The sequence below is a fragment of the Streptococcus anginosus genome (assembly GCF_001697145.1).
Lineage (GTDB): Bacteria > Bacillota > Bacilli > Lactobacillales > Streptococcaceae > Streptococcus > Streptococcus hominis.
The window spans coordinates 1,182,831-1,208,194 of sequence record NZ_CP012719.1; the positions used below are offsets into that span (position 1 = coordinate 1,182,831).

Here is a 25,364-nt window from a genome sequence, read left to right on the forward strand (position 1 = left end):
CTCGTTACCGACATCACTACCCCACTAATATTAAATGCGGATATTAATAGTACTGTTCAATATAGCTGTACGCTTTGTCAAACACGTCCTTATCCTTTATTTTGTATTTAATCCAAACAACACTTCTTAGGGCCTTCTTAACTTCATTCTTTCCAGTTGTTGTATTCTGCCATCCATCGAATCTAACGATTTTTACGATATCATCGATGTCTGAAACTATTCTTTCTACAATGACAGGTGTCTTATCGTTACGAAGTCCGTTAAATAATTCTGTAAGAGCAGCTTTTCCTCTGTCGATTTCTTCTTCAGGGACAACTTCTTTTTCTGCACGTACTGCTTCTTTAGCAAGCTCTAACAGCAATTTTAGGAACTCAATGCTAGTAACCAATCCTTGCTCATGCTTTTCTCTAAGCTCTTCCAATTTTTCACCAAGCTTCTGGAACTTAGGATTTCGGCTATGCTTTTGAATTTTTGCAACAAGATCGATTTCAACCTTCATTGTAGTTTTCTTGATATCCTTTTGCTTCTCGATAAACTCATCGATTAACGCAGCATCCAATGTAAGAATATCAACATCATCATGAACCTCTCCGACTTCAATATGCTGATAAACAAGTTCAAGTGTTTTCGCTCCAAGGGCCGCCCATACAAGCTGTCCTCTGTTATCAGTCGGTTTCACTGATTCGTATACCTTACTAAGCCATACATAATCGTATTTAAATGGTTCAAGGAACGGATCAGGTGATAGTGCGTTCCATGCACGATTTAAAACTCTATAATCTGCTGCAAACTCATCTTTGATTTTGTTATTTGGCAGGCATTCCTGTGCGGCCAACAATCCTTCCCAGCCTTCTACAGTTCTGTCTACTCCCATAAAATAGCTGAGACATTTTCTCATAATTGCAGGAACTTGCTTCTTAACTTCTTCAATGTTTGTAACAACCTTTTTCATGCCTGCTTCATCGAAGTTCAATGCTTTGGCGACATTATCAAAGATACCTATATAATCAACGATCAAACCGTTAGTTTTACCTTCATCATAAGTACGATTTACTCTGCAGATTGCCTGAAGTAAGTTATGGTCCTTCATAGGCTTATCTAAATACATGACCTGTAAAATTGGAGCATCAAATCCAGTCAAAAGCTTGTTAGTTACAATTACAAACTTTAATGGATTGCTTGGTTCTCTAAACTGATCAAGTACCTTCGCTTCTTCATCACGGCTTCTCTTATATTGTTTGTAACGGCCAGCTTTATCATCACCTGTAGTCATGACAATTGTGGATGCTTCTGGAGGAACCAACTTATTCAATTCTTCCTTATACATCAAACAGCATTCACGATCATAAACAACAATCTGAGCTTTATATCCGTTTGGCTCAATCTTTGTCTTATAATGGTTAACAATATGTTCTACAACCTTTTTGATACGCTTACGGTCATACATGATGGCTTTCATCGTAACATTTTTAGAAAGTTCGCCTTTATCCTCGTCAGATAAACCATCCGTCATTTCATCAAATGCCTGATCAAGCTTTTCTTTATCAACATGTAAATCAATCGGAACTGGTTCAAAGTTAAGTGGTAGTGTGGCATTATCTCTGATGGAATCTGAGAATGAATACTTACTCATGTAACCACTCTTATCTTCAATAGCACCGAATGTTTTAAATGTATTCTTATCGAGTCTATTAATTGGAGTACCAGTTAAACCAAAGAAGAATGCATTAGGTAAAGCTAGACGCATCTTTTCACCGTAGTCACCTTCTTGTGTTCTATGTGCCTCATCGACCATAAGAATGATGTTATCTCTCATGTTAAGAGCTTTTTCAACATCACCAAATCGATAAATTGTAGTAATCGCAATCTTACGCATATCCTGTTCAAAGAAGTTCATCAAATCTTCTTTCGTTGATAAAGACTGTAGGTTTGGAATATCTGCTGCGTTAAAATCGCCCGTAATCTGCGTTTCCAAATCAATACGGTCATCAACAATAACAACTGTAGGATTTTGAAGTTCGGGCATCATTCTAAGTTTCTGAGCAGCAAACACCATAAGTAATGACTTACCAGAGCCCTGAAAATGCCAAATCAATCCCTGCTTTGGATATCCTACTTTGACACGATCAATAATTAAATTTGCTGCTTCATACTGCTGATATCTACAAATAACTTTAATCTTACGATGTTTCTTATCCGTAGAAAATACTGTGAAGAATTGCATGATATCCATCACTTTCTCAGGGGTAATCATATCTGCAACACTAATTTTTACATCAGCAAGACTACCTTCTACTTTATGATCCGGAGTATGCCAAGGTCCCCACTTAGTAAGCGGCATATTTATCGAACCATATCTATAGCATTTTCCTTCTGACGCAAAGTTGAACACATTAGGTACAAACATTTCTGGCACCGATTTTTCATAGTCAGAAATATCCTGAGCACCATCAAGCCATGAAATTGCATTTCTTACTGGTGTTTTAAGTTCACCGATCGCAACGGGCAATCCATTGATAAGAAGCACTATATCAAAGCGTTTGCCATTCTCAATAGTAGGATATACCCACTGGTTAGTAACAACGTACTCGTTTTTATCAAGTTCCGCTTTTGTAAGAGTTCCAAAAAGCTTTATTGGTGTCGGTTTTCCATCCTTACCAAAAGAATATGAATTTTCTTCAAAAACCTTTTTCTTAAAACCTTCATTTTGAGCAACCAAATTATCTGCCGGAAAAGGCTGCAACATAGCACGAAGTTTATAAATAACTTCATCAGCTCTGGATGGTTCCTCTTCAATTTCAGGATTTAATCTTATTAAAGCATTCTTTACCATGGACTCTACCATCACATCAGAAGGTTCTCTATCAAGCTGTTCTGCCGGGATATATTTCCAACCATTCTTCTTGAGAGTCTCTATAAAAAGTTGCTCAACAGTATTATCTTCATTAAACTGTGACATAGTTTACTCCTTCCCAGCTGGAATTAAATTCTCAGCTATAATTTTCTTACTTAAGGCATCCAGATCCTTAATTGCTTCTTGTAGTGCAAATTTTGATTTATCGCTCTGCTCAGCGAGTTCAACAAATTGGTTTTGAAGTTCAATGTTCGCTAACGGAATTGGTAATTTATGAACTTGGTCTTTGTTAATTGCTTTGAAGGTTGACCCCACACCCATATTTGCTATGGTATCTTCAATAACCCTCATTGCATAGATAATAAACATAGTTGTGGTTTTTTCTTCTATGGGTCTGATTGCCGCCAAACCTCGTCCAATACAGCATTCCTCAGTTGCTATATTTGTACTACCAACAGGGGCTCTTACAGACATCAGTACATCATTCGCTATTGCAATTCTTGAAGGAGCGGTAGTCCATGTAGTAGCTTCACGAATATATAAATCCCCAAACTCCGTTTTGCCCTGATAAAATGCCATTCCATCACCAGTATCATTATACGTTTTCCCATCAGGTGACTGCCCCATGATGATGGTAGCCATATCACTTAGTATGCCTTTTTTGACATCTGTGAACATCTCGATAAATTGCGACTTAACGAGCTCATCAGTGGCTAAAATAAGCTTTTTATACTTATCCTTCATGTCGTAAATAGCCCATAAGACCTCCGCCAATTTACGCTGTTCTTCCAAAGATGGTAACTCAAATTTCAGTTCTTTTAGATCTCTCCAATTTATGGTTGGAGATAAAGATCCAACAGAAATCTTAATCGCTGCATCTAAGAAATAATCTGATTTTATAAACATTGGGAAGAAATCTTTGTCGATTACATCTTCCTTTGGTCTTAGCACCATACCATGTGCAGAGAATATTCCATCAAACGGAGCTATTGCAACTTTCTTCTGATATGCTCTTCTTTTTCCAAAAAGCACATCTCCCTTTTTCATGATTAGCTTGTCACCCTTAGGTGCAACATCAGCTCCGTACCTTGTGATGTAAATACTGTCTGAATCCAAATGTTCTAAACCTAGATATGTGTGCTTATCCTCATCAACAGGCTTCTTCTTTTCAGTACTATTAAATGCGATTCCATCGAACTTAAAAGTTCCCATTATGCACACCTCCTCACATCGAAAATGCGCATATTTTCAGTGCTTCTATGCCCGATAAATTGCGATTTCACTAATTCATCAGTCTTGTTTATTAAATCTTCATACGCATTCTTAGTTTCATTGATTGACCATAATGTTTCAGCTAATTTGCTTTGTTCTGGCATTGATGGAAGCTCTATAGCAAATTCTTTTAAATGTGTCCATTTTACACGAGGTGATAAAGACCCAGCTGATTTTCCTACAGCAAAATCAAAAAGGAAATCATTCTGAATGATAAATGGCAAAAGATCAGGATCAACCTTGTCCTCTATTGCTCTTATAACAGTAATATCTCCTGAGCAAATTCCATCAAATGGTGCTACTGCTGCCTTCTTCAAATAAGCACGTCTTCTACCAAATAAAACATCGCCCTTTGAAAACTCCTTCGTAAACGAATTCTCTGTGTCGTCACTCCAGGATGATAACGTAACATTTGATGGAGTAAGATGCTCTAGTCCAACTATTCTTATTCCGGTTTTATCACCTTTATTTGATGATTTAGCCTCAATTGCAATATCTCCAAGCTTAACTGTCGCCATTACCATCACCTCCGATCATTTTATTTATTGATTCAAAATGTCTTGATGCCATTTCAGCTGCTTCTTTCCAGTCTGAATAACATTCTTGGATAGTTCTATCATCTTCTTGTTCCTCGCTACTTGTCTGAATATACAAAGGAATACTAAGAGAGTAATCATTCTTTGCTATATCCTTTATAGTAACCACTTTAGCGATATCACCATCCGACTCATATTTGTCGTATGCTTTAGCAATCTTTTCAATATGCTTATCTTCAAGGTAACTCTGAGCATTCTTTCGTGTAACTTCATTTAGTGCATTAATAAATAATACTTGTCCTTCACGATTTACAGCTTTTCTAGTCCTGCAAATGATAATACATGCCTCCATTGGAGAGTTGTAGAAAAGATTAGGCCCTAAACCAATTACACATTCTACAAGATCAGACTTAACCAGCTTCTCTCTCATGTCTTTTTCTTCATTTCTGAATAAAACACCGTGAGGAAACAGTATCGCACATCGTCCCGTCTTTTCATCAAGGCTCTTTAATATATGCTGGAAAAATGCATAATCAGCACGCCCCTGCGGTGGTGTTCCTAAAAAGTTACGTCCGTACTTATCTGACTCAAAAGCTGTTCTATCCCACTGGCTTATAGAGTAAGGAGGATTTGCTAAAATCAAATCAAACTGTTGTAATTTTGCATGATCAGTAAACGCCGGTGTTTTTAATGTATCCGCATTTACAATATTGAAGTCCTGTACACCATGAAGAAGAAGATTCATTCTTGCAATCGCTGATGTAAGAGTTACAATTTCTTGTCCGTAGATAGAAAGATTTCTCCATTCAAGTCCTTGTTGTTTCAAATACGCAACCGCAGAAATTAACATACCTGCGCTTCCACATGTAGGATCATAAATTGACTCACTCGGCTGTGGTTTAAGCATTTCTATCATTAAATTAACTACAGTTCTGTTTGTATAAAATTCCTGTGCTGTATGACCGCTATCATCTGCAAACTGTTTGATAAGATATTCATATCCCTGACCTAATTCGTCAGCAGGACAATTTGCTATAGATAATGTTTTAGTGCTGAAATGTTCCAACATGTCTTTCAAAAGTCTGTCTGGCAAGCGGTTCTTATTAGTCCAGGATGCGTCACCAAAAATACCATGAAGCTTCTCAGGATTTGCCGCTTCAATCTTATGGAAAGCTTCAATAATTGCCTTACCAACATCCTGCGATACATTTCTTACATCATTCCAATGTGCTCCGTCTGGAATTTGGAACTGATGGTTTTCTTCCCAATCAAGTGCCTCTTCTCCAAACTCAGCTCTTACCTTCTCACATTCCTCGTCATAAACATCACTAAGACGTTTGAAAAATAAAAGAGGGAAAATGTATTGTTTGTACGCTCCAGCATCAACATGTGTACGAAGAAGTACTGCTGAACCCCAGAGGTATTTTTCTAATTCATCAATTGTAATCTTACTGCTCATCGACATAACCTCCTTCAATCAACAATGCTTTCATCTTTACTTCTGCTTTCTTAACATTTTCCAATGCTTCGAAATATTGTGCTCTCACTATTTCAGGAGCAACAACCTCTTGTTTTTTCTTTTCAATATAAGTATTTACTGCAAGCGTATTTCCTGCTGCATCTAAATCAGCAATAGATACAATCTTACATTTTTCAATGACATCTTTATACTCCTGATAAAGCTTGAACACTTCATTGATATCATTCTCTTCCATTAAGTTTTGTGCGCGTTTTGGAGTATAGATATTTGTCGCATCAATCAGGCAAACCTTACCTTTATGTTCTGGTCTCTTATGATTATTCAAGAACAGAATACAAGCAGATACGCCAGTTCCATAGAACACACCACCTGCAAGAGCCACTACTGCTTCTATCAAATCACTCTTGATAAGCTGTTCACGGATATCTCCTTCTTTGCCGTTGTGGAATAAAACTCCCTGTGGAAGAACAACTGCAACTTTACCGTCCATCGGTTTCATGGATTTAATCATGTGCTGAAGCCATGCAAAATCTGCATTAGAATCTGAAGGACAGCCCCACATATTACGGCCATACTTATCTGATTCAAAGCTATCAGCTCCCCACTTCTCCTGACCAAATGGCGGATTTGCAAGAACACAATTAAATTTCTGAAGCTGTCCATGTTCAATAAACTTTGGTGTTCTCAAAGTATCACCCTGTGCAACCTTAAAGTCGCTAGCACCATGTAAGAACAAGTTCATTCTTGCAATTGCTGATGTAGACAGATTATTCTCCTGACCATAGATTCTTCCGTAAGTCATTTGCTTATCGCCAATGTGACGAATTGCCTCAATCAGCATACCGCCAGTACCCTCTCGTGTCAAGCGACTGACACAAAATTTATTGTCTATTTTTAGACAGCAAAAAGAGAGTGATTTCTCACTCCCTCTTGTGTCTATTTCCATATGATTTTTTGAACTATACTACCTTCACAGATAACTGACTCAACATACTTTTCCATAAGTTCCCGTGTAAGTTCATTATCTGTTACTACTTCTGTTTCATTAGAAGATAGTTTTATCTTTTCTTCAAGTTTCTCGATTTCCTTATCTATCTGGCTTTTTCTTTCTACAAACTTAACTTTCGTCATTTTACCAAGCTTATATTTTTCAAAATCAGCCATCTTCTTCGCCTGAAGCTTTTCTATCTTTTTCTCTATATTTTTAATGCTTATTTTTTCTTTGGGCTTTACTTCTGCTTCGCCATATTTCTCTTTAATAAGTGTAAACACCTGCTTCTCTAACTTATCTACTCTTGAATTTTTATGTTCTACATTATTGCACTTGCAGATCCTACAATGAAAATACTTATGTATTCTCATACTTCCATCTGGTCGCTTAAATTTTGATTGAGTAAGTCCCAGAATATGGTTACAAGTAGGACATCTTGCAAATCCTTGTAATGGAGAATGCTTTCTCCATGGATAGTCAGTATTTTTCCCTTTTAGAAAGCTATTTTTTTCTTTAATTTCTTGAACCTTATCAAATTCTTCTCTTGAAATGATAGCTTCGTGGTGGTCATAAACTCTACCCCATTCTTCTTTAGGATTAAATTTAAAACTACTGGGATTTAATACCGATTTTTCTTGCATATTGAAGACATAAGTGCCTGTGTAATTTTCATTGGATAAAATATCTACCACTGTACCATTTGTCCATGTTGGTGCATCTCTTGTATCTGATGATACTATGTTATATTCATAATCCATATTGGTAAGTTCTTTTTTACGCTCGTTTGGTGTTGGTATATTCTCTTCATTCATAACTGCTGCAATCTTTCTCGATGCAAGTCCTGTAAGTGCTAAATCATATACCTTCCTCACAATCCAAGCTGTCTTTTCATCAAGAATAATGTTGTGCTTATTATCCGGATCTTTCATATAACCAAATGGTGGACTCCAAGCAAGAAACTTTCCTTGCTTCTTTAGTTCCGTTGTAACGGTCTTTACTTTCTGCGAAATATCCTTTGTATAGAAGTCATATAACAGCCCTTTAAACTGAATATCAAGATCTGTCCCATTTCCTTTTTCCTTATCACTGTCATAGCCATCATTAATAGCAATAAATCTAATACCAAGAAACGGAAATATATTCTCTAGATAATCACCAAGTGAAATGTAATCTCTCATAAACCTTGATAAGTCTTTTACAATAATGGCATTGATTTTACCACTCTTAACTTCCTCAAGCATTCTTTGAAAAGATGGTCTTTTCTCATTTGTTCCTGTGTATCCATCGTCAACATATTCTTCTCTTTTGAAGCTTTTAAATTCGTCATTTCTATCAAGAAAATCATTCAGGAAATACCTTTGATTTATAATACTTTCGCTCTCATCTTTCTTCATCTGATCTTCTACAGATAATCTGATATAGAGTGCAATTTTACTCATCTTCCACACCTCCCATCAAACTATCCATATTAAATTTAAAGATTATTTCAAAGTTATGATTACCATAGACAATTATCTTTTCCACTAAGCTATGAATTAAATCAGCTGGTAATTTTTCAACCTTTTTTGCCGAAAACACATCCTTAATCCACTTAATAGATGTTTTCTTATCCCTTTCAAGGTCTTTTACAATTTTTTCAACCGAAATAACTTCATTATTGATTGTTGCAATATGGCTAAGAGCAATCTCTCTTTTAAGACTATATACTTCCCTATCAACCTTGCCTAAGCTATATTCTTCATAAACTTTTTGAATTAGGAATTCTTCCTTCTCTGTCTTAATTTTAAGCTTTGAAATATCTTTGTTTAGCTTATCTATGCTTTCAGAAAACCTTGCAGACACTCTTTCTATTAGCTTTGCCTTACTCGTAGCCTTAGTAATAAACTCTGCCACCTTTTCAGACATTGCTTGATCAAGTTCTCTTTCTATAATAAATACTCTTACTTCGTTATCTATCTTGCCTGTACAAGTATCATTTTGAAAAGAGTAGTTAAGCCTATCATGGTTTATCCCATAAATTCTTGTTCTTCGATAAAGTTCTTTGCCTGTTGCATTATTAAAGACTAAGCCTTTATATCTATTTTCATAATCTCGTTTAAAGTTATGTTGTTCTGCTCCAAAAGCATGATTTTTTAAGCGTTCTTTTCTTCCATCTTGTATCATTTCAAAATTTTCTTTTGAAATGATTGGTTCATGAGCATTTTCATAAATAATATGCTGACTTTTATCTACATATTGTTGCTTCATTCCTTTTGCAAGATTTTGTTGCTTAACACCTTGCACTAAAGTTCCTATATAAGCTCTATTAGTAAGCATTTTCGAAATAGTACCTTTATTCCACTGTGGATCGCCATCTTGTCTATAAATTCTACCTGTTTTGTAATAAACCATTCCTGTCGCATAGCCCTTTGTATTAAAGTGCTTTGCAACCTCATATTGGCTTTTCCCCTCAAGTGTCAATCGGAACATTTCTTCAACAATGAACCTAACATTCTCATCAACTTCTAACTTTTGTCCCTCTTTTAATTTCACTACCTTATATCCATAAGGTGGAACAGAACCAATAAAGTATCCATTTCTTGCCCTATTATGCTTACTTGTCTTTATCTTTACCGAAATATCTTTAGCATACATATCGTTGATGATATTCTTAAGAGTTACTTCAAATGATTTCTTAGAATCTAAATCCTTAACGGTATCAACCTTATCATTAACAGAAATAAACCTTACTCCTAAGAATGGAAATACCTTGTCTATAAGTCTTCCCATCTCAAGATATTCTCTTCCAAGTCTTGATAAGTCTCTTATAATAATACAATTAATTCTTCTTTCACGAATATCTTGCATCATCTCCTGAAACTGTGGTCTTTCAAAGTTTGTTCCACTATATTCATAGTCTTTGTAGATATTTACGACTTTGATATTTTCCTTTAAAGCATACTCTTTGCAACAAAGCACCTGTGTTTCGATAGACGATGATTTCTCACGCCATTCTTCTTTTCTTTCACTGGATAATCTTGTATATACTCCCGCTTTATAAAATACCTTTTGTACTTGTTCTTCGTTTTTTCTTATATATCTTTTGGAAGTCCTTGCCATTAACATACACCTCCAACTGCAAGCTTAGGTTCAGCTCTTTCTAAATGCTCACCAAATAACTTGCCCATTGATATTAATCTTGCCTTATGTGTGTTCTTAGCTTCAACCTTATCACTATTCACAATCGCTTGAAGCAGATTCACTGTTTCAATATTGTTGAATACAAAGTTAATTGCATTATCCTCTCCAATCTCAATACGATCTATAAAAGACACTAAAGACAATCGATTCAGTTCATCACTTCCAAGATTAGGAACTATCTCAGAAACGAAACTACCTTTATCGTTTATCTTCATTTTCAGTTCATCTACGATATTTTGCTTTGTAATAATTTGTTTCTCAATTTCTCTAATCTTGATAAGATAATTTTTTCTAAATCGTTCAAATTCCTCAGTCGTTATAAGTTCTTCTTCTAAATCCATATAAAGAGATTGTCTAAGTCTTTCATACTTCCTTTTTTCTGCATTTAATGACTCAAAATCAACCTTTAATGTAAACTTTGAAACATCTATTTCGCTAACTTTTTTAAGCAGTTCATTGTACTTAGATAGGTATTCATTTAATGCATGAATGGTTGCATGAGTAACATAGCCTTCTTTTATACTGTGTCTTGAACACTCTCCAGTATTGTTATATTCAGAACAAATATAGAAAACCTTATCTCTTACTTTTCGCCTAACCATAGGACTTCCACAATCTTTACAATAAAGCATCCCTGATAATATATACGGCTTATCTTTGGACTGTTTCACATCACGAAGTAGCATTTTATTTGCGAGTGCAAAGATAGATTTTGATACTATGCTTTCATGAGCATTTTCTATTGCAATCCAATCTTCTTTTGAAACATCTACTTCATGTTTTGATTTATAATTTAACTTTGCAGTTTTTCCTTGTTCCAGGACACCAATATAAACCTTATTTGAAATAATACGGTTTACCATCTTAGCATCCCATTTTGCTTTTTTCACAACAAAACCAGTATTGAAGTTATCACCATTATTTTCCTTATGCTTTGATGGTGTAACTGTTCCAATACTGTTTAGAAAGTCGGCAATAGCCTTTGAGGAATAACCCTCTATTTTCATATTAAATATTCGCTCAATAATATGAGCTACTTCTGTATCAACTACAAGCTGATGTTTATTTTTATCATCTTTCTTATAGCCAAAAGGAGCAAATGATCCAATAAACTCGCCATTCTTCCTTTTCACTTGTTTTGATGACTTCACCTTCATAGAAATGTCTCGACAATAACTATCGTTGATAAAATTTCTAATAGGAAGTATTAAATGTGTATCGCTAACATCCGCATTATCACTATCATAGTTATCATTTACAGATATAAAGCGAATACCTTTTTCAGGAAATATCTTTTGCAGATACTTTCCAGACTCAATATAATCTCTGCCGAAACGAGATAAGTCTTTTACCATAATGATAGAAAACTTTCCTTTATTCAGATCATCAATCATATTCTTAAAATCTGGACGCTCAAAATTAGAACCACTATATCCATCATCTACATATTCATAAGATAGATCTATGTTCTTTTCTTTAGCGTAAGATTTGATTATTTGTCTTTGATTTGAAATAGAGTTGCTTTCATTACTATCTCCATCTTCTCTTGAAAGACGAAGATACATACACGCAGTATTTCTCATAACAATCCTCCTAAAATGATATTTTGGCAAATAGTCATTTCGGAAGATTACTTCTACCACCTATATTTTACCGCACCCTATTTCTCTTTGTCAGCCCCTCAAATTCTGACACAAGATTTACATAGATACATCTCAACAATATCAAGTAAATCAAGCTTTTCACTTTCGCTCGTAGAGTAGGTTATTTTCTTAGAATAATCATCTGCTATTTGCTTCTTATCCTTATCTTTTTTAACTTCTTTTTTCTTATTCATAGTCTTAACCTCACTATTTTTTGTAATAAGTTTTATGACATTGGTAGGTGCATTGGCTGCTACATTGGAATCTCACCACCGCCCCTTATTAAGACGAGCCGGCTTAAACTATTGAAGTATCATTATCACCATTCGCATCACAGAGATAGATTGCCACACCTATCCTTTATGTATTCCTATTTATCGCTCTTTTTCTTTTATCCTTGGCACTTACCAGTATTCATTTAAACCAACTCTATCAGCAGAAAAGTCTTGGCGTAGGTCATAATTCTCCACAAATGGATAACGTCCCACCTTGGTCTATTCAGTTGTCAAAGATCAATTAGCTTTCTGCTATGTAGGATTCTTTGCTTAATAACGGAATAGATTTTCTCTTCTACCTCAAAAGCAAAAAGGATAAATTTCCCCCTACACTTTAATAGTGAAAATTTATCCCTCTTGGTAACCAGATTTATGAAATTTAAAAAAAAAGCAGACCATTAAGATCTGCTAATTTAACTATCCAATAATACTCTTAATATATTTTTTTATATTTGTTTTTCTATCAATAATAAAATCCTTAAAATCTTTTATTTCCAAACTAATTCCATCAGATAAAAATAAATCATCATGTGTCTTGTTTTCCGCATTAACCCATTCTTTAAGAGACTTAGCATTCTTAGATTCGTTTTGCCTTCCGTTTAATAATTGCAAATTAGCAACTCCATTCCAGTTTTCTCTTTTCTTAGCAAAATCTTGTACTTCATATGGAATGAAATTATTAAACTTTTTCTCGTCAGTGAAAATGGTTGACGGGTGTAAATGATCTTGATGAAAATCTTGGTTTGAAAAATCCAAATTTGAATACATTAAATGCAATATGTAATATGCATTATTAGAATCTTTCTCTGCTTCTAATAAACCATCTATAAATTCGTCATCAAAACTATAATTTCTTGCCGGATCATTTTTAAAAGCATCCATTAGCTCTTTATCCGGAAAGTCCTTTCCTAAATTCGCTTTCAAAACATCCCTCATTTTCTTTAGAACGGTATCAGTTTGTCCACCGAATACCGACTTAATAAACGTAAGTATTAACCATTTTGCTATTCTATCTTTATTTTCTTTATTCTTGTAGATAGGACTAGAAATAGTTGTTTCTAGATTGTTATAGTAGATATAATATATTACTGGAATTGCTGCATTTTTTGCTCTAAAAGTTTTGTCATTAAATCCTAAAGATTCGAATAAAGAAAATGCTGCAATTATGCTTTTTCTTACTCTACTCCAATTATTTTCAAATTCATTAACATTTTCATGTGTGAAATTTTTTAATTTAAACTTTATGTCATCTATAAATAGTACTAAACAAGTTTTTAAAACAAAATCTTTATCAATAATAAAACCAGGACGCCCAATTATATAAACTTCCTCTACTAATTTTTCTATTTCCTTACGAGCATCTATCTCTTTCCAATTAGCAGACGCAATAGACATAAGTAAATCTGAAAAAGATAATGGTGTCCCTCCACTATTAGTCCTAATAAAAATTTCAAGCACTTTATCAGGTTCTTGTTCTTCTTGTAGATAATAATTTATTAACTTGTCTTTATGAATAACTTGAAATAATTGAACTAATGTATCGGAAGCATAATTATTATCCATTAGTTTATTATCATTTAGATACTTATAAACTTTATTTATAGTATCTAGGTCTAACACTTCACCGACTCTAAACCAAAAATATGTATCTCTATCTTTATCAAATTTCTCTAAATCTAATTTTGACAGAAACCTAAAATCAAATTCCTTTTGATTATCATATTCTTGATTTATAGGTGCAATTAAATTTAAATATAATTCTCTAGTAGGAATGCATTCTTCTGTATCTTTCCACCATTTTCTAGGCATTTTATATGCATAACTACCTCTTAAGCCAATGTATAAGCTTGTTAATCTTTGTTGCCCATCTATAACTGCATCAAAATTAGGAACTCCCTTTGTATCAATATCTCTATTATTTTCCGAAAAAAATTCTCTGTATCTAGTTATAAACTCATAGAATTTATAGCCACTTTTTATTTCGTTATCTGTTATCTTCCAAAACATAAAAGAATTAATAGGATACCCATGCATAATACTATCAAATAGCATCTCAATCTGATTACTCGACCAAGTAAATTTTCTTTGAATTGCTGGTAATAAAAATTGTCTATTATGGATGTTATCTATTGCATCTTTTATTGTAATTGGAGATTGAAAACCACTGCTCATCTTATTTTCTCCCCCAAAAAATATATATTAATTATACCATTTTTCGGTATGATTTTCCACTTTAAAAGCAGGCATATTTTACTCTGCCTGCTTATTTTAAACACTATTTAAAGTCTTTAAGCAATTCTCTTAGCTTTTCTAATATCTTATTTCTTCTCTTTATGAGAGCTGGATGAGATATTTTTTTAGTTTCAGCTACTGAACGAATGGTTTCGTCATTGAAATAAAGTCTATCAATGATTTCTCTTTCTTCATCATTCAATTTTGACAGTGCATCTCGCACTGCCTCAATCATCATCTGTGTCTGAACGACCTTATCTACATCAAAACCCTCATCAACTATACTATCCTCAAAATGTCCATCATGATCAAAAGACGAGAAAAAAAGCAGGTGATTTTTTCTATCCACCTGCTTCAAATATTTTTCATGATTTTTTTCTTGCCAGTAGACTTTATAAATCTCTTCACTAACCTCCACTTTTTTTCCATTCACAAACAAGAAATAATTTTTTCGCATTTTTATTTTCCTCCATTTCTTTGTTTTCTTGTTTAAAACAAAAAAGGAGGACTTCGGCATTTATGCATACCGAATCCTCCATAATGGATGAAAAATATTAAATTATTTACATGGTAATCCTTATGATTTACTAAATTGAAAATATAAAAAAGGGCTTATATTAAGATATGTATCGTATTTAGTTCTTTGTGACACCATCTTTAAAAGTCCTCCTTAACCTTTTGTATTATTTCTATTTTCTAAAAATCAAATATACTAAGTTGTCTACTTATCTCTCTTTCTTCAAATTCTTTCAAGTAGCCAAAAATAATATCATTGTCATGCATTATTTTCTCTTTTTCACAAAAGTCATGAAAGATCTTCATTAATTTAGAATTATTCTTGCTGTTAGCAATATAGCTATTTCCAAATGTTTTAATATATTTATCTTTAACCTTGGGGAATTTTTCATCTAATGCACAATAGAAATACTCTCTATTCCCTTCTCTTAAAGTGAGACCTATACCAAAGCAAATTATCCCCTTTACTTCTGCTTCCTTGCAATAATTTAAAATGCCCATTAGATTCTCTTCAGTGTCATTGATAAAAGGTAAAATTGGACTTAACCATACAATTGTAGGTATCCCTTCATCTCTTAAAGCAAGTAAGGTTTCAAATCTTTCCTTTGTTGTAGAAACATTTGGTTCAAGCAATTTACATAGCTTTTCATCATAAGTAGTAAGTGTCATTTGAACAACACACTTAGTCTTGGCGTTTATTTCTTTCAATAAATCTAAATCCCTTAACACATTTGATGATTTTGTTATAAGCGTTATGCCGAATCCATATTTGTTCACTACCTCAAGTGCCTGCCTTGTATAATTTAATCTAAGCTCTTCTTTAATGTATGGATCTGTCATAGAACCTAATCCAATCATACATTTTTTGCGTTTTCTTCTTAAAGAATCTTCTAAAAGTTGTAGGGCATTTTCTTTAACTTCTACATCTTCAAATCTATGGTTTATCTGATAGCATTTACTCCTTGAGTCACAATAAATACAACCATGTGTACAACCTCTGAATAAATTCATTCCATTTTTTGAAGATAATATTCCTTTTACCTTCATAAAATGCATTCTATCATCTCCATATCTGCTTATTTTTTATTACAATTTTTTTGATGTGCTTTTAATTTCTTCATCGCCCAATCATAGTGGCTTGAAGTAGTGCTTACAAAGTACGAACCGAGTACACTTCCTCCTACCCACTTATAGACATCTTTTGAAAACAGTTCTTTATTTGTAAATCTTTCAGCTAATTCTAAAATATCTTTATGGGATTTATGAAACATTTCTTTTGCATCTTCAAGAGAAGTGTTTTGATGTTTTTTCCAAAACTCAACATTCATATCTCCATAAGTTTTCCAATTATATGGAGCTGGAATAAAAGGTTTTGCCACTCCCTTTAAATTTGTATCTACCCAATTCAAAAGAAGCTGGTGCCATTCAGATAAATGGATCAAAATATCTCTTAGATTTTTATCTCTTTTCCAATGAGCCTCTTTCTTTTTTTCATCACTTGAAAAGTCAAAAGGTGTATTTAATTCTTCGTCAGACAGCTTAGCAATTAACACGTTCAACTTATCATAGTTTTCTTTCGCTGCAATCATTAAATCTTCTTTTGTTCTTGGTCTTGGCATAATATTTCCTCCTACTTTACGCTATATCTCAATATGGTTTTTAAGTTTTCTTCTGATGTTCTATTCTTGTTGCTCAAATAGATTTCTGTATGATAATCAAATTTTCTTAAAAGACCATGTTTTTCCATAAAACTTTCTAGTTTTTCAAATGAATATGGTTCTGTGTCAAAACTTCCAATATGTAAAATCTGTACTGCTTTGCCAACTTCTACATTATCAAAAATGATTTCATCATATAATTTATTCGGTTTTTTCTCTCTAACATTCTTAATAGCTAAATCAAAAATATCTCTTGTAGTAAAATCTGGCTGTTTAATCATAATTGCATATTTCAATTTATTTTTATCAAATTGTTCTCCAGAGTTTTTTCTCCAGATGCCTTCGAGTGGAAATACAGCAAAGTCTTTGTAAGAAGAATTATTTTCATCTATATTCGTCTTTTTAAATAACATTTTTATACCATATGCTAATGTAAACAATGCCGAAACTCTATCTGAAAAATCAGTTAAATCGGGGTTGCCTTCTCCATTTATCATAATGAACTTCTGATTAGGAACATCTATTATTTCCGCTTTTTGCTTCGCTCCATATAAATATTTTTCCTCTTTTTTCCATTCATATTTCATAGCAAAATTCTCCTTTGTACTGATAAATATATTATACAAAAGTTAACTTGACATCATATGTCATATTTATATTTTTTATCCATAAAGTTTATTATGTTTTTTATTTTATCTCGAATTTCTTTCGGTTCTAACACCTCTGCCGCATCTCCATAAGAGAATATATAGTTATATAAATTGTAATTATTGGGAAGTTCTACTGTAGCATATAAATTTCCATCTTCATCTTCTTCAATAGCACTGGATACTTCATCATATACTCTAAAAGCCATTTTTCTATCAAATTTTACTTTAACAAATACAGTTTCCTCATACTCCATTTCTTTTTTTAAGACGATATTATCAAAATCATCTTCAAAGGTATTTGATAAAATTTCAAATTCTTTTATGCGTGACAGCTTAAAATATCTAAAATCATTTCTGGACAAACAAAATGCATACACATACCAATCCCATCCTTTAAAAAGGAGTCTGATTGGCTTTACTTCTCTGCTAGTTTCTTTTTTATTGCTGGAAAAATATGTAAAACTAACAATATTTTTATTGATGATTGCTGATTTTATATCTTTAAATAATTCATCATAAGATTTGCTTCGTTGCCAATTTGTAAAATCGACTTCTATCCAGTTGGTATTTTTAGTTTTAAATAAAGCAGTTAATTTTGTTAAAAGTTCATTTTCGTACTCTTTATTTGTCAGTTCCAAACCTTTTAAGGCAATCAAAATTTGTTCTTGCTCGTTCTCAGAAAGAAATGATTTTTTCAACACAAAATCATCCGCTATTTCTATTCCACCACCTTTCCCTTGGGTGGCATAGATGGGAATTCCGGCACTGCTAAGGACATCAATATCTCTATAAATTGTCCTTATTGACACTTCATATTTTTCCGCAAGTTCATTTGCCGTTACTTTTCCTTTTTCCAGTACATAATACAAAATTTTAAACAATCTATTGTTTTTCATTATTTAACCACTCCTAGTAGTTACTATTATACCATAAATATGACATTCTTTGTCATGTTATAAATGAGTTTTAGATAAAACGCTGACATTAACTTCAATACTTGGTATAATTAAGACACAAACTCATATCTCGCTTAACACTTGTTTTACAAATCATTCTTATGTAGCAAGCACAGTAAGTGTGTACCCACTTACGAAAAATCGATGAAGCAGCCACTCGTGGAGTTGCTTCTTTTTTTATCAATTTTTAACTTGTTAGGGCGTACCCTAAGACCCCAGATTTTATGAAAGGAAGTAACAAATATGGCAAATAGAATTAGAAATATTCAGCTGAAAATAAACTTAACAGAAGAAGAAAAAGTACTTTTTGAAAAGAAAATGAAGATGGCAAAGTGTAAGACCATGAACCATTTTCTAAGAAAAGTAGTCTCTGAATCAGATATTTATGTTGTCGATTTACAACCATTTAGAGAAATACAAGGATTGCTTTTTAGGTATGCAAGTAGTGTAAACCAAATTGCTAAACGAGTTAATTCTACTGGTGTTATCTATAGCGATGACATCAAAGATATACAATCCCACATTGAACATCTATCAAAAGAAATATGGCAAATACATTCCCTACTACTTAATAAAACTACTAACAAAGGAGATGAGGTTTAAATGGCAATCACAAAAATACATCCAATAAAATCAACACTTAACCTTGCTATTGTCTATATAACAAATGAAGAAAAGACAGACGAAAAATTATTGGTAAGCACAAATAAGTGCTTTGCTTCTACCGCCCATACTGCTTTTATGAAGACTAGAGAAGATAATAAAGTTAATGGAACAGTACTTGCAAGACACCTTATTCAGTCATTTATGCCTGGTGAAGCTACTCCAGAAATAGCACATCAAATCGGAATGGAACTTTGTAAGAGAATACTTAAGGATCAGTACGAGTTCGTACTTACAACCCATATAGATAAAGGTCATATCCATAACCATATCATCTTCAATAATGTAAATATGGTTACAGGCAAGTGCTATCAATCCAACAAGAGAAGCTATCATCAAATTAGGTATCAAAGTGATAAACTATGCAAAGAAAACAATCTATCTATTATTGATGAGTTCTACGAAACTTATAGGAAGAAATATAAAACTAATGGTAAGTCATGGTATGAAAATGACCAATTTAAGAAAGGTACTTCTTGGAAAAGTAGACTTCAATTTGATATAGATAGAGCTATTAAACAATCCAAAGATTGGGATGATTTTATAAAGAGAATGGCTGCCCTTAATTACGAGATCAAATATGGAAAACACATTGCATTTAAGCACAAGGACAAAGAACGATTTACAAGAGCTAAGACTATTGGAGAAGATTATACTGAAGATAGATTAAAAGAGCGTATCTTAGATAATACTAATCAAAGAACCTATACTGTTAAAAAACGTGTAGGCAATATTATAGATATTTCAAATAATGAAAAGATAAAATCAAGCAAAGGCTATGAGTATTGGGCTACAAAACATAATTTAAAAACTGCAGCCGACACTGTACTTTTGATGCGTGAAAAAGGATTTAAGTCTATCTCCCAGCTTGATGAATACATTAAAGAGAGTGCATTAAAAAGACAAGATTTACAGGATCAAATCAAAATTGTTGATAACAAAATTTCAACTCTATCAAATATTATGGAACAAGTTCATACTGTAAAATTGTATCGTCAAATCTATTTAGAATATAAGAAAGATCCATCTGATACGGCTTTTTTTGAAGAACATAAATCAGAAATAACACTCTATGAAAATGCCCTTTCAGGCCTAAAAAAATCTTACTCAAAACTTCCAAATTCGAAGGATATTTTGAAAGAGCTTGATTCATTGCATGAAAAAAAGAATACCCTAATGCAAGAGTATTCTTCATCAAAGTCTGATATGAAAGATCTGTATCAAATCAGAAAAAATTATGAGAAATATATGGGTAAGGAGATGGAGAGATAGGTGCTATTTCTTCATCTCTGCTTGATTTTTGTATATTGAATAATTATCCCTAATGTCCAACCATTCTTTACTCAACGATGTATTTAATTGGTTAAATATTCTTTCAGATAGAATTATTTTTGTTTCGAATACTGCATTTTCATAGAGTAAAAGTACATCAATTATTTTGGGCAAAAACACACTCGGTTCAGCCATAGACTTTTCATATACATTACATATTTCATTTGCTTTCTCATACACTTCTTCAGATATGTTTTTCAAAGAATTCAGTTTAATGGCTCTATCAAACAAACTGCTAGATACTATAAAGCCCAGTAAAAGCGATGAGTAATCATCCATACCACTAATAAATAGTTTAAATGTAAAAAATAAGAATGTAATTGCTGAAAACAAATAATATGGAAATGACATTTTCCCCGCTATATTAGAGGTAAACAAAGAATTTTCATGTATATTTGCCAATAACTTTATTTCATCTCTTAATATAATAGAATTATTATAATAAGGTTCACTATTATAGTTTGGAATTCTTTTCTCCTTAAAACTATTATCAATAAGTCCCATTTCTCTGATACGATGTCCTTTATCAAAAAAAGAACTTTTATAATATGCCGATACATATTCTAACACTAAAATTACACCTGCTATTACAAGGAAACTTTTAGCAGGAATAACCGCTGTTATTCCTTGGATAACAGCTAATATAAAAGCTATTGCACCAAAAACATCTTGAGCTATGGCAAAATTTTTAGAAATAGCAAAATTTTTATTTTGAGGATTTTCTGCTGTCATTTTTTCCATCCTCCGTTAATATCATACTTGCTTCATATAGAAACTCTTTCTTATACAAATCATTCGTTATAATAGGCAACATATATTTGCCATGACAAGATCTAAGTCTTTTCCCGGATCCACAAATGCACGGCATATGTCCCCTGTACATATCATTATAAATTATAAATACCATCGCCTTATATTGTTCTTTAGTCAAATTTAAATCATTCAAATAATAATCCAACAATCCCTTATATCCATGTTTTCTATCTCCAAACGGATAGGTCTTATATTTATCAAACCAATCTAAAGTGTATATAAAAGAATTTACAAATTTATTAATAAAAGCCTTCAAAGAAGGATTTTCATGTAGAAAGTAAATCATTTCTCCTATTGTTGCTAAACAAACATTTCCATCTTCGTAAATATGCTCTATTTGTTCTGGATAATCAAAAACATAAAATTTTGGAATACTATTAGGGAAATTCTTTTGCACTGTAAGTTTTATGTTTCTTTCCCCTTGAAGAATACAATCATCATAATCCAATGAGTATTTGTATAGTCCTTGGATTATATATTCTGCATCATTTTCTTCTACATCCAAGTTAGATTGACTATCCAATAACTCCTTTACTTCATAACTTAATTCATAACTCATATTATTTCTTCCACGGTTTTGTAGGGGTAATTATTGTTGGTGTTTCAAATGACTCTGCAAATACTCTTGTATTAATATCATTATGAATATTTTGCTTAAATTTTCTATCATCATCAATGTTCATGAAATTATTTAACTCAGCAATCCATTTATTCATATTGTTCAATTTGCTATCCGTATATCGTTCAATAAGATTTTCTCTCAAATCAACTGGATTTAAGATTTTATCATCTTGCATTATTGAAATGCTTCTGTTTAAAACCCCTACTATAAAGGCATTTACTATTTCCGAAACCGATAAAATCCACTTGTCTTTTACACTGTCTGCGACTAAAGCTGATATTAGAATTGACGATGGTTTATCATTTCTTAATTTGATTCTGTCGTAATAAATATCTCTATGCCTCTTGATAAATTGAACAGCTCTTTGCAAATTTGACCTATAGTAATAAGTTGGTATTTTTTCTGCACTAGCAAACACCATTCGTATATCGTATGGTAAATTATTGTACTGCTTTGATTTCATATCGTTAGTTAAATGCTGATTACTAATTCCCAAAAACCAATCTCCAAAACCAATAGGATTACTTGTTAACCAATTATATTCAGAGACTTCTTTATTCGTTATGGCAACAGTTTTTTCTGCATTAGAATACGAAACCCCTGAGTCGATAATATCATTCTTAATCAAAATATCTTCGTCAACAGATGGAACAATATCTAAAGAAAACCCAACACCATCTGATACTTCTGCATACTTTAAAGTCCAGCAGTTTCTATCTTCTTTTTCCAACTTATCGGAATAAATTCCACTTTCTTTTATACAATTGCCAACATCATTTTTTACACTTTTTGCATCTGTATCTTCCTTTTTTCTTTTCAATATTGCCAATATATCCAAGTCATAATCTTGATCTTTCCCATCACGGTAAGGACGAATTGTTGTCCCTATCAAAAATGAACCTTGAGGATGAAAATCCGATTTTAATCCATGCTCATCTAAATACTTAGATAACGCTGCATATTTGTCTCTCGCATTTTTTTCCATTGTTGGAGTTAAATCCAAATCGTTCAATGAATTTAATATAAATTTATCTCTGTTTAACATACTCTCTATTTTTCCTCCTAGTTAAATATTTTACAATTATTAGGCTATAGTCTATTAATCCAAGTATCTACAGCCGCTTCAAATTCTGCCATTCTATTTTCTTGATTAAAGAAAGGTAAGCCTATGATTTTATAACCATCTGTAAATAAACCACCAATCGTATGCTCATCTTCTATTTGTAACGAGAACTGTTCTTTCCAAGCATCTTCTTCTAGTAGATGACTACCTTTTGGCTCTACATATCCTTGATATATTATGCTCCCTTCCATCTCTTTCTTTCTAACAAAAAGTAAGAAATCAGGCTCAAATCTTTCACCTGCAGCAAAGGAATATATTGCTAATTCAGGGATTCTTTCATTTCTAACAACATAATACTCTAAGCCTTTCGCCTGTAATTTAGGTTCGATTGTAGACTTAAAATACTTAATAAATAATTTTTCCTCACTCGTTCCGTAATTGTCATTAAATACATACCAATTTTCATTTCTTAAATCTAATTTGTAGTTATCGTTAGTACAATTATTCTGTGAGTCGCCCTTTCCACCATTCGCATCAATCTTTTCAATAAATATTTTCTTGTCTTTAAGCACATCTTTTAACATTTTAGGGCTAAATTCCCTTGAGCCTACATATTCTGGTTTTAAGGACATAATATGAGAAGCTACTTTACTAAATGCATGTTTTACAGCCAAAAATAGATCTCTTCCTCTCAATTCATCATGAGGATAAGTAACCTCGACTTTTGAATTCCCTAAAAAATTATCAGAAGTCAAAAATTCCTTTTTAGATTTTAAAGTCGGGTATTTCATTTTTAAAATATCAAATCTTAATTCTTCAAAACATTCACTTGCTCCAAGCAAAACATTCATATCTATATCTTTAAATTTGATACTTTTTACATTTGTTTTGATAGAATTTGACGATACATTATTATCCCCAATCAAATTTATAATATTACCTCTACCAGACAAGGCTACGTAATGATATGTTTTCGTCTGCATACTCGGCTCTATAGCATTTATTTCATCTCTACTTTTTGGCAATCTCCTATTTGAATACACAAAGCTCTTACGATAAAAATCGCTATCCTTAAATTCATCTTTCAACTTATATTCTAAAGTAATCGGATCAGGTGCTTGTAGCCCCGTTTCAACAAGTGCTTGCTTAAGTTCGGAAATATACTTTGAGTCGTTTTTACTATGGAAATACATCGTCTCTAAAATACGGTTTTTATTAGCAATATCTCCGTCATACTTTCTCTTAAACTTATATTCCTCATCATCTATAACAAATGGACAATATCTTGCTCCTCGCCCAATAAGTTGTGCTTCTTTAATAGTGTACGAACCTATTTTTCCCGCTTTTCCACTCGATTGTCTAGTATCATATAAACGAACAATATCAAATAAATTTAAAACATCCCATCCTTCATTCAACATATCTACTGCAAAAATCACTCTTATCGGATTATCCCAATCCTCCAATGAGTTTACCAATAATTGTTTTTCTTTATTGTTATCAGAAGCTCCATTCATAATAATTGATGTTTCCTCTGTAAAAGTACTCTTTATAGAATGTTCTAAAATTTCTAATGTAGAGTCTTTATCTTTAAAATACTGAATAGCTTCTGTAAGTTCGTTTATCCCAACCAATTCAAGATTAGCTATTTCATATGTTGTAAGTTCTTTGATTTTTGAAAAAAACTCAGTATAAAATTTTTCTGACTCTGTTATTTTTTGTGATTTTAACATGATAACCGGCTTAATATTCAGCTTCAAATCAGCGAATAGAAAACGCCTGTATTCGCTCATAATAAGAGCCATCAGGCTTCGAGTCCATAAATCCGTATCCGTTGCAAAATTTTGAAAATCTTTGGTATATCCACTCTCTCTAAATGAAATTAAAGGATAATTAAAAACAATCTTATCTTTGTATTTAGCCACAACATTTGCATCCTTCAAATCGCAAGTAGCAGTAAATTCCAGCATCATGCTGTCTCTGTTCCTATACAAAGCATTTGTAACCGAATACTCCCAGCTTTTAGTAGCTTCAGCTTCATCTTTTGTTGGTTTTTTAGTCAGCGAATTAATATGATGACTTTCATCAGAAATAAATACAATCTTATTATTTTCAAAATCATCATAGGTTATTGAGTTTTCCTTTGCTTCAAACAAGTCCATATGAAGTTTCTGAGTGGTGGTAAAAATAATCTCTATATCATCTATGTTACCACCACTAAAATTATTAACTCTTTTAATATTTATGTTGTTCCCTAAATATTCGAGCGTTTCATTGAACAAATACTTGTTAGATAAAGGGTTTATAAAATTTTCAATAGTCTTTTCTAATACATTCGTTTGATTAACAAAGAAAAGAAATTTTCTATATCCCTTTGTATATAGATAAAGTATAAGACCTGCCATAATAACAGTCTTACCGCTACCTGTTGCCATATGAAACAGATTATGAATCTGTTTGTTCTTGCTTTTATTAAAATTGATAATAAAATTTCTAAAAGCCTCTTCTTGATATTCTCTTAATACTATTTTGGGAGATAAACCCTTTGAGATAATTTCAGGTATTTCAATAGGATCTGCAAATGTTTTATAGGCAGAAATTTCTTCATGCAAAAACAATCTTTCCATG

Annotated in this window: 21 protein-coding genes; 2 read left to right on the plus strand and 19 right to left on the minus strand. The window is 32.5% G+C overall.

The features are described from left to right. Window positions 1–43: 43 nt before the first annotated feature. From SanJ4206_RS05785 to SanJ4206_RS05850, 15 genes are all read right to left on the minus strand, one after another. Entirely contained in the window at window positions 44–2,959 is a 2,916-nt protein-coding gene (locus tag SanJ4206_RS05785; protein ID WP_003029186.1) for a type I restriction endonuclease subunit R, read from the minus strand. Between the two features lie 3 nt (window positions 2,960–2,962). After that, window positions 2,963–4,066 carry a restriction endonuclease subunit S gene (locus SanJ4206_RS05790; protein WP_022525011.1) on the minus strand — a complete coding sequence of 368 codons (1,104 nt, stop codon included), beginning with the start codon at window positions 4,064–4,066 and terminating at the stop codon, window positions 2,963–2,965. Continuing rightward, window positions 4,066–4,644, minus strand: a complete 579-nt coding sequence (locus tag SanJ4206_RS05795; RefSeq protein WP_022525012.1) for a restriction endonuclease subunit S — start codon at window positions 4,642–4,644, stop codon at window positions 4,066–4,068. Before SanJ4206_RS05795 ends, SanJ4206_RS05790 begins: the two co-directional genes overlap by 1 nt. Next, the gene (locus tag SanJ4206_RS05800) at window positions 4,631–6,121 is read right to left on the minus strand and encodes a type I restriction-modification system subunit M (RefSeq protein WP_003029179.1); all 1,491 of its coding nucleotides are present in this window, start codon (window positions 6,119–6,121) and stop codon (window positions 4,631–4,633) included. Before SanJ4206_RS05800 ends, SanJ4206_RS05795 begins: the two co-directional genes overlap by 14 nt. Beyond that, window positions 6,111–6,983, minus strand: a complete 873-nt coding sequence (locus SanJ4206_RS05805; RefSeq protein ID WP_050783106.1) for an HsdM family class I SAM-dependent methyltransferase — start codon at window positions 6,981–6,983, stop codon at window positions 6,111–6,113. Before SanJ4206_RS05805 ends, SanJ4206_RS05800 begins: the two co-directional genes overlap by 11 nt. Before the next feature lie 95 nt (window positions 6,984–7,078). Continuing rightward, window positions 7,079–8,572: a recombinase family protein gene (locus SanJ4206_RS05810; RefSeq protein WP_157622041.1), complete on the minus strand. Its 1,494-nt coding sequence runs from the start codon at window positions 8,570–8,572 to the stop codon at window positions 7,079–7,081. After that, window positions 8,565–10,232 carry a recombinase family protein gene (locus tag SanJ4206_RS05815; protein ID WP_157622127.1) on the minus strand — a complete coding sequence of 556 codons (1,668 nt, stop codon included), beginning with the start codon at window positions 10,230–10,232 and terminating at the stop codon, window positions 8,565–8,567. The genes SanJ4206_RS05810 and SanJ4206_RS05815 overlap by 8 nt, the downstream gene beginning before the upstream one ends. Then, complete coding sequence (locus SanJ4206_RS05820; protein WP_157622042.1) at window positions 10,232–11,896, minus strand: recombinase family protein; 1,665 nt, start codon at window positions 11,894–11,896, stop codon at window positions 10,232–10,234. The genes SanJ4206_RS05815 and SanJ4206_RS05820 overlap by 1 nt, the downstream gene beginning before the upstream one ends. 98 nt (window positions 11,897–11,994) lie before the next feature. After that, complete coding sequence (locus SanJ4206_RS09850; RefSeq protein WP_001035198.1) at window positions 11,995–12,150, minus strand: hypothetical protein; 156 nt, start codon at window positions 12,148–12,150, stop codon at window positions 11,995–11,997. Window positions 12,151–12,648: 498 nt separating this feature from the next. After that, complete coding sequence (locus tag SanJ4206_RS05825; RefSeq protein ID WP_157622043.1) at window positions 12,649–14,403, minus strand: DUF262 domain-containing protein; 1,755 nt, start codon at window positions 14,401–14,403, stop codon at window positions 12,649–12,651. Between the two features lie 103 nt (window positions 14,404–14,506). Next, window positions 14,507–14,920: an RNA polymerase sigma factor gene (locus SanJ4206_RS05830; protein WP_222702860.1), complete on the minus strand. Its 414-nt coding sequence runs from the start codon at window positions 14,918–14,920 to the stop codon at window positions 14,507–14,509. Between the two features lie 239 nt (window positions 14,921–15,159). Further along, entirely contained in the window at window positions 15,160–16,035 is an 876-nt protein-coding gene (locus SanJ4206_RS05835; RefSeq protein WP_000545649.1) for an SPL family radical SAM protein, read from the minus strand. A gap of 20 nt (window positions 16,036–16,055) precedes the next feature. Next, window positions 16,056–16,598: a ClbS/DfsB family four-helix bundle protein gene (locus SanJ4206_RS05840; protein WP_157622045.1), complete on the minus strand. Its 543-nt coding sequence runs from the start codon at window positions 16,596–16,598 to the stop codon at window positions 16,056–16,058. An 11-nt stretch (window positions 16,599–16,609) separates the two neighbouring features. Continuing rightward, complete coding sequence (locus SanJ4206_RS05845) at window positions 16,610–17,224, minus strand: GyrI-like domain-containing protein (RefSeq protein WP_157622046.1); 615 nt, start codon at window positions 17,222–17,224, stop codon at window positions 16,610–16,612. Window positions 17,225–17,277: 53 nt separating this feature from the next. Beyond that, the gene (locus tag SanJ4206_RS05850) at window positions 17,278–18,183 is read right to left on the minus strand and encodes a helix-turn-helix transcriptional regulator (RefSeq protein WP_000794809.1); all 906 of its coding nucleotides are present in this window, start codon (window positions 18,181–18,183) and stop codon (window positions 17,278–17,280) included. 303 nt (window positions 18,184–18,486) lie between these two features. Here SanJ4206_RS05850 and SanJ4206_RS05855 point away from each other — a divergent pair, with 303 nt between their 5' ends. Next, a complete protein-coding gene (locus tag SanJ4206_RS05855; RefSeq protein ID WP_157622047.1) occupies window positions 18,487–18,846 on the plus strand; it encodes a plasmid mobilization protein in 360 nt (119 codons plus the stop codon). Next, window positions 18,847–20,178 carry a relaxase/mobilization nuclease domain-containing protein gene (locus SanJ4206_RS05860; protein WP_157622048.1) on the plus strand — a complete coding sequence of 444 codons (1,332 nt, stop codon included), beginning with the start codon at window positions 18,847–18,849 and terminating at the stop codon, window positions 20,176–20,178. A 3-nt stretch (window positions 20,179–20,181) separates the two neighbouring features. Here SanJ4206_RS05860 and SanJ4206_RS05865 read toward each other — a convergent pair whose 3' ends face one another. From SanJ4206_RS05865 to SanJ4206_RS05880, 4 genes are read right to left on the minus strand one after another with little or no spacing between them, the layout of a single operon-like run. Next, the gene (locus SanJ4206_RS05865; RefSeq protein WP_157622049.1) at window positions 20,182–20,970 is read right to left on the minus strand and encodes a hypothetical protein; all 789 of its coding nucleotides are present in this window, start codon (window positions 20,968–20,970) and stop codon (window positions 20,182–20,184) included. Further along, a complete protein-coding gene (locus SanJ4206_RS05870; RefSeq protein ID WP_157622050.1) occupies window positions 20,945–21,610 on the minus strand; it encodes a hypothetical protein in 666 nt (221 codons plus the stop codon). Before SanJ4206_RS05870 ends, SanJ4206_RS05865 begins: the two co-directional genes overlap by 26 nt. 1 nt (window position 21,611) lies before the next feature. After that, the gene (locus tag SanJ4206_RS05875) at window positions 21,612–22,718 is read right to left on the minus strand and encodes a nucleotidyltransferase domain-containing protein (RefSeq protein ID WP_157622051.1); all 1,107 of its coding nucleotides are present in this window, start codon (window positions 22,716–22,718) and stop codon (window positions 21,612–21,614) included. A 44-nt stretch (window positions 22,719–22,762) separates the two neighbouring features. After that, the gene (locus SanJ4206_RS05880; RefSeq protein ID WP_157622052.1) at window positions 22,763–25,363 is read right to left on the minus strand and encodes a DEAD/DEAH box helicase family protein; all 2,601 of its coding nucleotides are present in this window, start codon (window positions 25,361–25,363) and stop codon (window positions 22,763–22,765) included. Between the last annotated feature and the right edge of the window lies 1 nt (window position 25,364).